Below are 10,541 nucleotides of genomic sequence, written 5' to 3'. Positions count from 1 at the left end.
TACGACAGCGACGGTGACGCGATCGGTCACTTGATGCTCGACCTCAGCAAGCGTTACCAAGGCAAACTCCGCGACGCGGCCTAAACTGTGTCCCGCATGTATCTAGACACATCTGTGCCACATGTATCTAGACAGCACAGAGTCCATAGAGGTGCAAAAGATTCACAGCCATGCTTCGCCGATTCGCAGAATTCCGGTCACCGTTCCTTTGCGGAATCGACCGTCGTGGGTGATGAGTGGCGCGGTCTGCAAGGTGTCGTTGGCAATGGTGCCGGGCTAATGCATGGTCTGCGCGCACCGCGCTGGTGTCAGGGTCGAGGACCGTGAATGTGAAGCCGTCGGCCGCGAGGAGACGGCGTTCAGTGGCGGTGGAACGGTCGGTGCGTCGCCGGTGTCTCTTATGGTCGACGGTCATTTCACGATCGGTACGCGCACCTCGGCCGTAAGTCCCGCCTAGCATGTGGCGACATCTGCAAGTGAACTGGCGCGTTCTGCTAGTGACCGGGGGATTTGGCGCGAATAGCGTTCCACGTATGAAAACTGTTCTCGTCACCGGCGCGTCGTCCGGAATGGGTAGGGCCACCGCCGAGAAGCTGCTCTTGCAGGGATATACGGTCTATGTCGCGGCTCGCCGAATCGACAAGATGCGTGACCTGGAAGAACTCGGCGCTGTGGCGATCGCGATGGATATCACCAAGGACGACGAAGTCGTCGCCGCCGTCGACCGAATCGCCGCTGAAAATGGTGGCGTCGACGTCCTGATCAACAATGCCGGGTTTGCCACCTACGGAGCGATGGAAGACACCGCGCTGGCCGACGCCCGGTATCAATTCGAGGTGAACCTGTTCGGTCTCGCTCGGCTCACTCAGCTTGTCCTGCCGCACATGCGACAGCAAGGTGCAGGCACCACCGTGAACATCTCGTCGATGGGCGGGAAAATCTACACCCCGCTGGTCTTCGCAGCATGGTCGAAGGAGTTGCTCGTGCACACGCGCGGAGCCTCCCGGCAACACGAATCAACTCGCCGATTTCTTGTGTACGGGTCAATACCGACCAACGGCAGAAGTGCTGGAACAATGGCACATACCTGTAAAGTCGCCTGCGGGGGAGGGATTCCATCTCAGCGTATGAAGAGTTGCGCGAGCAGGGATTCCTGGGCAGTCACGGGGTTGGCCTGGTCTCAGCGATAGTCCGCGAGGGTTTGCGCCGATTCCACGCGCTTGCAGGACGAGAAGCCGACGACGTCGTGCAAGAGTTTTTCGTCGATCGCATCCAAGCTCTGACCGCGATGCTGCTGGCACAAGCAACCAGCGACGACTCATTCGGACGGCTTGTCCGGCGATCGGTTCAAAACTGGCTGATTGATCAGGCGCGAAAAACCGGAACGGGACCGTTACGTCGCGCGATCGAAAAAGTACTCGACGAGTCACTGGAGTTCGATCGGGTGCCTCTCGGGCATGCGGGCGCGGGGCGATGGCGGCTCGCGGGTACGAACGGCGAACCTTGGGGTGGGGATACCGGCCGACTCATCGCCGTCGCCTGGGGAGTACCGAACGTCCGAGTACCGAAGTGGTCGAGTAGCTCGCGTCGCCCTCCTGTCGCTGATCGCGCGACGTTGGTGGCGATCGCACACGCCATCCTCCGGGAGGCTGGCGGCAGCCTAGAAACCGCCCAACTCGTGCACGTCTTCTCACAGAGATTCGCAGCTTCGCTGGATCCGATCGTGATCTCGCTCGATGAGGGCTCTGACGAAGATCTCGACAAAGACGCGCCAAGCGCCGATCTGCCGGCGGAGGGCACAGGTCCGGAGGAGTTCGTCATCGCCGAATCGGTGGCTTTGGACGTCGCTGTTGCAGCCGCCGAGATCGCTGGCCGATTGTCCGACATCGAACGGGCGATCATCCCCGTGCTCGACAACAGCGCCGCCGTTCGCGAGCGGCTTGGCCTCGGGCGCAGTCAATCCGCCCAGTTCGCGAGCACGTTGAAGTCGAAGATACGCGCACTTGCGGGGACTAGGGAGGATCGAGATGAGATCGTCAGAGAGGTGATTGCGGTATGCGGCGGTCCAGCAGCGTCTTAGCGGACAGATTGCACGATCTGTCGTCAGACTTAAGTAATGAGAATCACTCAGTAAGCCGAGCGGACTGGAGGGCTAGTTGAGTAAGAGCTCCGTGCCACGCCATCTTCTCGAACTCGCTCGCGATGCATCGGCGCCTTATCCTCTAACGGCTGATGGTCGACACGCGAGATTTGGTGATTGCCGCGACCACCCAATCGAGCGTGGTCAGATCTGGCGAGCGATATGGGACGACGTCAGCTTGCTCATTCTGGTGACCGATGTTGAGCATGCTGAAATTGATGCCGTCGCGTTGACCCTGGATCCCGGCGCGGAGGACGGGGAGTCCATCGTTTTGGAGCCTTCTCTAACAGCCTTAGGCGTTGAAGTGACGTTATGGGTGGGCCTTCGCGCCAGTCTTCCTTTCCGTGTGCTCGATGAAATCATCGATCAAATACCGGACCGGCTTGCTGACTGGATGACGTCCTCAAAGATTGACTCGAGAGTGCCTGCACCTAAAGGTGTCCGGGTTGGCAGACCCCCCTCAACCGTGTTTGACACCTCGGTTTCTATTCGAGCCGGAGTCGAGGATGACCTTGAGGCGCTGCGAGCCGCCCCGGCCCTACCTGTCGCAATGGGGGCCGAGACGTCCACTCGCACTTTGGCTTCGATATTGGGTAGGGCTGTAGACCTGAATGTCTTGGTCGGCGCGCTGAGCCGTCTAGGGTTTAGCCAATCTGACGTAATGAGCTTGCTGCGCGGTAAGAGACCGCTAACTCCAGATGTCGTTGACGTGGTTGCGCGTGTAACCGATGTCGAACCGGCGCTCATCGCCGAGGCTGTCCAACCGCTGCCCGCGGAGTTCGTCAAGGAAGTGGATCATCCGCGGTGGCGTCCCCTCTGGCGCGAACGAGCGCATGACGAGGGCCTTGACGAGGCTACCGCCCGCCTCCGCGTCAGCTACGAAATGTTCGCATTGGCGGCAAGACAAACCGGATCTCAAAGTCCGGAGTGGTCAGCTCGTCTGGCGCAATTCCGGCGATCACGCACCGAACCGGGAGCCTGATAAAGATGCGCGGAATGTACGTTTCCGAAGCACAAGTGCAGGCCGAAGCCATGGCACTTGTCGTCGAACGCGGACATCCAGGCTCGTTGGAGCGCTTGCGGAAAGACCCGTTGGCCGACTTGATGCACTGGGACGAACTATCGGTCACGCTTGTCGAGGAATCGCCCACCACCGATGGATGTTCGGTCGCAGGCAGTTATCAACCCGAGCCACCCACGCTTGTGGTAACCAAGTCAATGTCAGTCAGACGTCGCAACTTCACCGCGCTGCATGAGTTGGGACATCACCTCCAGCACACTGACATCGACCTTGGCAACACAGTATTTCAATACAGCGATCCTGACCAGTTCGAGGAGCAATCCTGCGACGCGTTTGCCGCTCGAATACTGCTGCCAGACGAAGACCTACGACAGAGAATCGATCCGCGCGGCCCTACAGCTCAAGATGTGGTTGACATATTCACCTCAAGTTCCACCGCCTCACGAGAAGCTTGCTGTGTCTGGGCGGCCCGGCATCTCCGCGGTTCGGGTGCCGTCGTTCTGCTCGATTCAACGGGTGTCGTGCAGTTTGCCGCACCGAAGAGTTTCATCCCACCGGCGAAGCGGTCCGACCAATCCCACACACCGCTCGTTGAAGCCGCGCTACGCAATCCAGGGGGCGGCGCAACGCGGGACGACACTTTCGTCATCTATCGCAGCGGCGGGCATAGCGACACTGTGTTCGGTCAGGCCAGGTGGTTCGACCATCACTACCTGGTCGCGGTGCTGGTCACCGACAACGTGCCCTGGAAGTCACTGGCGATCCCCCGCACTTCAAGCCACCGGGACGCGTACAACCGATGGTGGACCTGCGAGACGTGCGATGACTCGTTCTCGGTGAATGAGCGCTGTGACCGATGCAAGGAACCACGATGCCCCCACGGACACTGCGGTTGTCACGCCGCACGCATCGCCAAAGACAAACAGTGCAAGTGCTGCTTCCTAACACTTCACCCGTCACGATTCGAGTCCGGCAGTGATTACTGCCGAGACTGCGGCTGACACAGACGCGAGGGCTGCGTACCACAACCATGACAAACCCCGATGGGCGAAGTACTCTCGTCAAGCGCGAGGACATTAAAGATTCTGTGCGTAACGCGTTGTGGGCGCGCACCGCAGGGCGGTGCACGATCTGCAACCGTCGACTGCTCGGTGATTCCCGCACGTACATGCACTCGGTGTTGCTGGCCGAACTCGCTCACAACATCGGTGCCACGGCGGGATCCAACTCCCCTCGCCGCAACCATCGCGACGCCGCGATCGACACCGAGGCAGAGGAGAATTTGCTCTTGCTGTGTCACGATTGCCACCGATTGATCGACCATCCCGAACACATCGACTTCTTCCCACCCGAAAAGCTCAGGCAGATCAAGGAAGTGTTTGAGCGCCGCATCGAAATGGTTACCGAGAACGGCGGTTTGACACGAACGGCCGCACTTCGCGTCGGGAGCCAGATCCGCGGCTCACTTGCTCTCGCCTCTCAGCGGGAAGTCGCCGAGACACTGTTGGCGGTGAACTACCTCGGGCTCGTTGAGACCCAGCGCAGCGGGGACTTCACCTGCCGCATCGGTGGCCGAGCCAGTGGCCGCGGCTACTGGGATGCCGCCCTGCAGTCCCTCGACGACACACTGCATCTCGTCCGCCAAGCCGTCGACAGCGGCGACGTCGAGCACATCTCCGTTTTTGCGATCGCCCCTATCCCCCTCCTCGTATATCTTGGCTCGCAGCTCGACGACAAGACGCCGACGCGAATCTTCCAAAAACAACGCGACCAGTTCATCGGCTGGTCCTGGGCAGATCAGAGTGACCCCATTGACTTCGACGTGCTTACACCTGCTTCACCAGCCGATACCGCTGCCGACGGCGTCGTCCTCGTCTGTGCAGTCACCAGCGACGTGAATACCGAACTGCTGCCTCCTGAGATCTCCGCCTTCCCGTGCATCGAGATCCGGCCTCGTCAAGTCGCTCCATCCCCGACCTTGATTTCTCATGAGCAGTCGCTGGCCACCTTCGCGACGCGATGGCGAGAGGCGCTGGCCACAACCGAATCACGCTTTCCGAATGCCCGTCGATGGCATCTCGTCGTCTCGGCTCCGGTTAGCGTCGCGGTGGAAGCTGGGCGCGCCGTCATGCGAGACGCCCACCCGCCGATCGAGGTCTACGAGCGTGAGAATGATCGTTACACAGGCGTACTGGTCGTCAACGAGTCGTCAGGCTGAGTTCGTGTCTCACTGTCGGCGGCGCCGACCGCGGGACCTGAGTGGACATGGTCGGCGGTGGCGGCAGGCACAAAGGTGCGCAGAGGTCCGGCCTCGCCGTGGGGTAGAGAAATCAAGTGCGTACCGGATAGGGCGGTACCAGGCTGAAGATGAGCACCCAGGATGCTGACCAAACTGGCCGCGACGCCTGCTAGATCAGCGGCCGACCCGTGGAAAGTGGGCGTCGAGCAACCCCGAGTGGGAATTATCTGGTCGTCGGGCGCCGATACGTCCCACAGGCTATGGAACGGCTCGAGGCTGCCGTCGCCGCAGACTTGTTCGCCGGCCTTCCGATCGATGGTCAACGGGCCCATTTGCATGGGCGGCGTCGACACCGTCAGGATGCCGAGGGTGCCGGTTCGTGAGTCTGTTGCGACCTGCGCCAGCACTGGTCGGTCTTTCGGCAGTCGTGCGAGGTCGTCAAGCAGCCGACTGATCGCGACGCTGACTGTCGCGTCGATGATCAGGTCGGTGCTCAGGAACTCGTCGGCCGATGGAGTCATTGTGTCGTGCACCGTGATGTCTGCTGCGTCACTGATCGCGCGGAGGCGTCGCGCGAGTGCTTCCACCTTGGTGTCGCCGACATCTGCTTCGACGAAGTTCTGGCGTACCAGCAGGCCACCGGAGATCGTGCCGGGATCGCAGAGCAGCACCTTCGTCGCGCCGGCACGAACCACGTATTCCGCGATCCAGGAGCCGAGGCCGCCGCAGCCCCAGATGGCAATGCACTTACCTCCATAGGTAGCAACGGGTCGTCCGGCGTCTCGGCGGGTCGTGACCTCGGCGCGTTCATCGGATAACGGCCACCATTGCAGCGGTGTATCGCCGTTGAGTTCCGTGCGGTCGATGTCGATGATGGGGCTCCTGTTCCTATTGGATCGGACAAGTGCGCGGAGGTGATCGGCTCCGGGTGCGGGGATGTTGGCCGCTAGGAGGTGCGGCGGGCCGCCGGTGGGGTGCGGGACGGCGATGACGAGCCGTTGAGGGCTCCCGTCGGCCTTGCGGATTGCGCTGGCACCGAGCACGGTCAGCACCATGGATAACTGAGTTTGGCTAATCGGTCGTCCCGCGTACGGCGAGTCGGGGCGTGGATGTCCGAGATAGGGATTGTCGAGGGCGTACAGAAATTCACCAAGCGAACTACCGGCGCCGAACGGCAGGTCCGCGTCGAGGTAGACGACCGGTGTGTGATCGGCTTCGGTAGTGGCTGCGGGCCGCACGAGGGTCAGGTCAGACCGGTGAGGGGTCCGCGCCAGCAGCCATCCGTGGTGGGCACGCCTACTATCGCGGAGCGGCTCCCGCGTGACGATGGTGGGGGCTCGGTCGGTTGCGTGAAGGACTCCACCGACTGCGTGATAAAGCGCGGTCTGTGCGTCGAATCGTGCAGCGGCGGCGTCGGCGATCCAGGCGAACAGGCGGTCGAGGCAGCCGCCGAATCCGTTGAGCGGGTCCCACTCTCGCGACGGGTCGAGGTAGAGGCACAGGCGGTGTCCTTGCAGCACATGAGGATGGTGCAGGAATCGGAGGTGCTCGACCTCCGCGCGCGGGGGCACCAACTCGGATCGGCCAACCGTGACGATGACGTCCTCGTGCGAGCCGAGAGGGATGCCTCCGTCGACGCGTTGAATGTCTTGGGTGCGCAGTCGCAATTGCAGCCGCATCGATCCCGCCTTGTCGAGCCGGTGGCAGCCGACGATCTGTACGTCGTCGGGATAGGCGCCGGTGACGTTTCGCAGGTCCGTCAGGACTTGACGCTGCCACGCGCTCGGTCGGGGCTTGCTCACCCGGCGCGACCCGGCAGGCTCACCGTCGCTGCGCCGGCCGATCCTGCGCCTGTACCCAGCGCGCTGTACTTGCCCGCTGCCCCAGCAGTTTTCGGAGCCGCGAATCCGTCGCCGAACAGCGCCTGCCACTTCTTGACGCTCTTGTCGAAGTCGGTCTCGTCGTAGGCTGCCTTGATTTCGGCTGCGTGCGCGTGGATGCGGTCGCGGAAGTACGCGTACGTTTCCTGAGTCCAGCGATGGTCGAAGCTCGTGCCGGTGCCGGCCGGGTCCAGGATCATCGGTTTGGTCGGGTTGAGCTGGAGCCAGTCGTCGAGGTCGGACACGATGTGCAGCAGTGCGGTCGGCAGATCTGCGTAATAACCGGGGTCGACGATCTTGTGCCACTCCTTGACCTTTTCGCCCAGCACAGTGGTGAGCAAGATCGACCTGGTGCCGGTAAAGGAGTTCTTGTGGTCGCGAAGGAACTTCATGATGCGGATCACCTCACGCAGGTGCTTGTTAGCAATCGCGTCCTGGGACTTCATCCAGGCGGTGAAGCCGCCGGTATCGGTTCGTTCCCATTCGTTGTCGTCGCGGTTGATGATGCACTGGGTGCCGTCGGCGCGGATCACGAACGGGACGATGTCGAGGTGCATGGCGTTGTTGGCGTACTTGAGGTAAACGCACCGGCACTTCCGGCCGTGCGGCATGTCCTTGTAGGGCGACGTGTTGTGCAACACGCGGAAGATGGCGGCGCCATACTTTTTCTTGTCGTCATCCCAATCGGGGTTCTCAACCATCTGTACCATGAAGTCGCCGTCAAAAGGCTTTCCGTTCTGCGGGCGGATGATGGTCTTCTGCGGCCACGAGCCCTGCGGAATCTTCTTCTTGATCAACGGACCAAGGTCGTCGTCGGCCTTCAAGACCCCGTAGACAGTGTCGACCCGCTGGCTCAGCAGGTCCAGGTTGGACTGCGACATGTTCACGGTGTTCTCGAGGAAGTTCTTGAAGTAGTCGGTGTGTTTCATGAGTTGCCTCCTGGCGGTGTAGGGGTGGCCCGGCCGGTGCCGGGACCATAAGTCGGGGTGTACGGGTGCGCGACGTGGTCGGCGAACATCTGGGTGTACGTGGGGCTGAGTACTCGGCTCTGACCCGCAGCCAGACCAGCGAGGGCCTCAGGGCTGGCGCGATCCAGGGTGAAGACGGCCCCGGGAACGGTCACATCGAACCGGGCATAGTTGTGGGCGCCGACTAAGTGCGTCGCCGTGCCTTGGGCTCCACGGCCGGATGCGGCGAGCATCAATGGCGTCGCGGTGGTTGCCCACGTCGCCCAGCCACCAACGTCGAATCGCTTGGGGTGTTGCGTCCGTTGGTCGATAGTGCCGACGTTGAGCACCCGGATGCTGCGCAAGGGCACGTCGAGCATGCTGGCGGCCTCGCCGATCGCTACCACGGAGGGGTTATTGGCCCATACACCGCCGTCGACAAGCCGCTGCCCGTCGACTACCGCCGCTGGGAAGAATGTTGGCGCGGCCGTGGTGGCCATGGCGACGTCGACCATCGAGATCCGCCAGTCGCGGCGCAGCCGCTCGTGGTGGGGCGTTTTGAACAGGTGCACTTCGCCGCGCTGCACGTCCCACGACGGAATGACAAGTCGCTTGTGGCTCTGCCCCAGGAGGCGCGACCCGAGCACCTCCCCGAGCGCCTGCCGCAGCACCTCGCCGGAGTAGGCGTTGGTCCAAGGGCGCAATACGTAACGCCAATTCGCCCACCGGCCGTGCGGGAAGACGCGTGCGGTCAGCACCGCGTAGTGGTCGACGATCTCGGCAGGCGACAACCCCGCGCCGAGGCCCAGTGCGATGACCCCGCCGGCCGACGTCCCGGCGATGAGGTCGAACGAGTCGACGATGCAGACCCCGAGGTCGGCTTCCAACCGCGCGAGCACGTGCGCGGTGAACAGCGCCTTGGCGCCACCGCCGTCGAGCGCTAGCACCTGAAAGCGGCTCGGCGGCGACCCCGTGTGGGTCGGATTCTCGGAATCGCTGGGGTACGTGATCGCTCCTTCCCGACAGCCGAGCCTGGATGGATCGGCGCTACCGAGGTCTGACGTCACACCTCTGGATCCGTCCGGACCGGCTCGAAGCCTGCCGACGGTGACGAACGCGGAGGATCTCCGCCGGTATGCCTTCGGTCCTGTCGCTCCTCCGAGTGCCGAGGCATGCGCACCGGCAGCGTGTGCGTGAGCATCTTCGCGATCACCTGGACCAGCACGCTGCGATGGTGGGCGGCGGCATCGACGGCGAGCGGATCAATTACCACGGTGCTCGCATCAGCTGGTGGGTCCACACCACGCGCCGGGCCTCAGAGGTCAATTGCAGTCGCTCCGAACTCGGATCGCCCAAGGCAAGTACCTCGCCGGGCCGCATACCACTACCGGCCACATCGACCGTGGACGCCACCCGGAAGGAACGACGACGCGGGCGACCTCAACACGCGCTCCAGAAGCGGAAGGGCATTGAACCGCAGAACCGGCCACTTCCTAGAAGGCGTCGGCAACGCTGCCGGCACCAGATGCCCCGCCGGCCGCAGTCCGTCGAGATACCTTCGCATGTCTGGTTCCACAATCGCTTGGCGCGCGATTGCAGCCATCGTTTCGTCGAAGCTGTGCGCCACCACGAGGTGCGCGATCACGCCGTTCGACATTCGCCCCATTCGCTGTAGTGCCTTCCACCGCCGAGGTCGTGGGTGCTGATGTTGACGGTCCATCCTGATTCCAGCCTGCGTGGGGCAGATACCCCTAGGAAGTGTTGGATGAAGGTCATGTCCAGCGGCACTTCGTGAGTGGTGGGGACGTCGGAGATGGTGGTGGCGACACGCGTGTTGCAGTCGGCGAATACTTGACGTAACCACGCGCGAACGTCGGCCGGGATCGGTATTGGCGGTGTCATCGGCGTCCCGTCACAGGGTTGGGTGTAACGAAGACCGTGGAATGGCTCCCGCCGCCGCGTCCGGGGAGTGAGCGCAGCACGGACCTGCGGTTCCGGCCACAGGGATTGGGCCCGAATCGCTTGGGTAACATTCGATCCGACCAGTTCTTGCGAGGACATGAGACCGAGGAGTTCCGGTTCGAATAGGCTACTGCGGCGATACCCGGCGAGAAATCTGATATTCGACAGTCGAATCGGTGGTGGCTGACTGAATATCTCATGTCTCCAGCCACGGCGCTCGACAGCCCGGCGCGTCCACCGGAAGGTTTGTGCGACCGCTGGTTTCGTCAAGCGGTCGAAGGGTTTCACATCGACTGTTGAGACGCTCTCGGGATGACGACCACGGCGGGGGCATCCGTCGTCCCGATCGACG

Annotated in this window: 9 protein-coding genes; 5 read left to right on the top strand and 4 right to left on the bottom strand. The window is 62.4% G+C overall.

From position 1 onward, the window contains the following. Positions 1-533 precede the first annotated feature (533 nt). The 5 genes from ACHIRB_RS03290 (at position 534) to ACHIRB_RS03270 (ending at position 5,379) form a co-directional block, all read left to right on the top strand. Complete coding sequence (locus ACHIRB_RS03290; RefSeq protein WP_395118024.1) at positions 534-1,190, top strand: SDR family NAD(P)-dependent oxidoreductase; 657 nt, start codon at positions 534-536, stop codon at positions 1,188-1,190. 11 nt (positions 1,191-1,201) lie between these two features. Then, positions 1,202-2,080: a hypothetical protein gene (locus ACHIRB_RS03285; protein ID WP_395118022.1), complete on the top strand. Its 879-nt coding sequence runs from the start codon at positions 1,202-1,204 to the stop codon at positions 2,078-2,080. A gap of 250 nt (positions 2,081-2,330) precedes the next feature. Continuing rightward, a complete protein-coding gene (locus ACHIRB_RS03280; protein ID WP_395118020.1) occupies positions 2,331-3,122 on the top strand; it encodes a hypothetical protein in 792 nt (263 codons plus the stop codon). A gap of 14 nt (positions 3,123-3,136) precedes the next feature. Next, positions 3,137-4,162 carry an ImmA/IrrE family metallo-endopeptidase gene (locus ACHIRB_RS03275; RefSeq protein ID WP_395118018.1) on the top strand — a complete coding sequence of 342 codons (1,026 nt, stop codon included), beginning with the start codon at positions 3,137-3,139 and terminating at the stop codon, positions 4,160-4,162. Between the two features lie 86 nt (positions 4,163-4,248). Next, positions 4,249-5,379, top strand: coding sequence for an SAVED domain-containing protein (locus tag ACHIRB_RS03270; protein ID WP_395118016.1), 1,131 nt, complete (start codon positions 4,249-4,251; stop codon positions 5,377-5,379). Here ACHIRB_RS03270 and ACHIRB_RS03265 read toward each other — a convergent pair. The 4 genes from ACHIRB_RS03265 to ACHIRB_RS03250 form a co-directional block, all read right to left on the bottom strand. Then, positions 5,340-7,202: a ThiF family adenylyltransferase gene (locus tag ACHIRB_RS03265; RefSeq protein ID WP_395126582.1), complete on the bottom strand. Its 1,863-nt coding sequence runs from the start codon at positions 7,200-7,202 to the stop codon at positions 5,340-5,342. The two genes, ACHIRB_RS03270 and ACHIRB_RS03265, sit on opposite strands and share 40 nt — an antisense overlap. Then, positions 7,199-8,209, bottom strand: a complete 1,011-nt coding sequence (locus ACHIRB_RS03260) for an SMODS domain-containing nucleotidyltransferase (RefSeq protein ID WP_395118011.1) — start codon at positions 8,207-8,209, stop codon at positions 7,199-7,201. The genes ACHIRB_RS03265 and ACHIRB_RS03260 overlap by 4 nt, the downstream gene beginning before the upstream one ends. Continuing rightward, on the bottom strand, positions 8,206-9,294 hold the full coding sequence (locus tag ACHIRB_RS03255) for a CBASS cGAMP-activated phospholipase (protein WP_395118009.1): 1,089 nt from the start codon (positions 9,292-9,294) through the stop codon (positions 8,206-8,208). Before ACHIRB_RS03255 ends, ACHIRB_RS03260 begins: the two co-directional genes overlap by 4 nt. Before the next feature lie 574 nt (positions 9,295-9,868). Then, positions 9,869-10,129 carry a hypothetical protein gene (locus tag ACHIRB_RS03250; protein ID WP_395118005.1) on the bottom strand — a complete coding sequence of 87 codons (261 nt, stop codon included), beginning with the start codon at positions 10,127-10,129 and terminating at the stop codon, positions 9,869-9,871. Positions 10,130-10,541: the final 412 nt, after the last annotated feature.

The sequence above is a fragment of the Antrihabitans spumae genome (assembly GCF_043944905.1).
Lineage (GTDB): Bacteria > Actinomycetota > Actinomycetes > Mycobacteriales > Mycobacteriaceae > Antrihabitans > Antrihabitans spumae.
The sequence above is the reverse complement of the archived record's forward strand: the minus strand, read 5'-3'. Positions and strand labels throughout refer to the sequence as shown.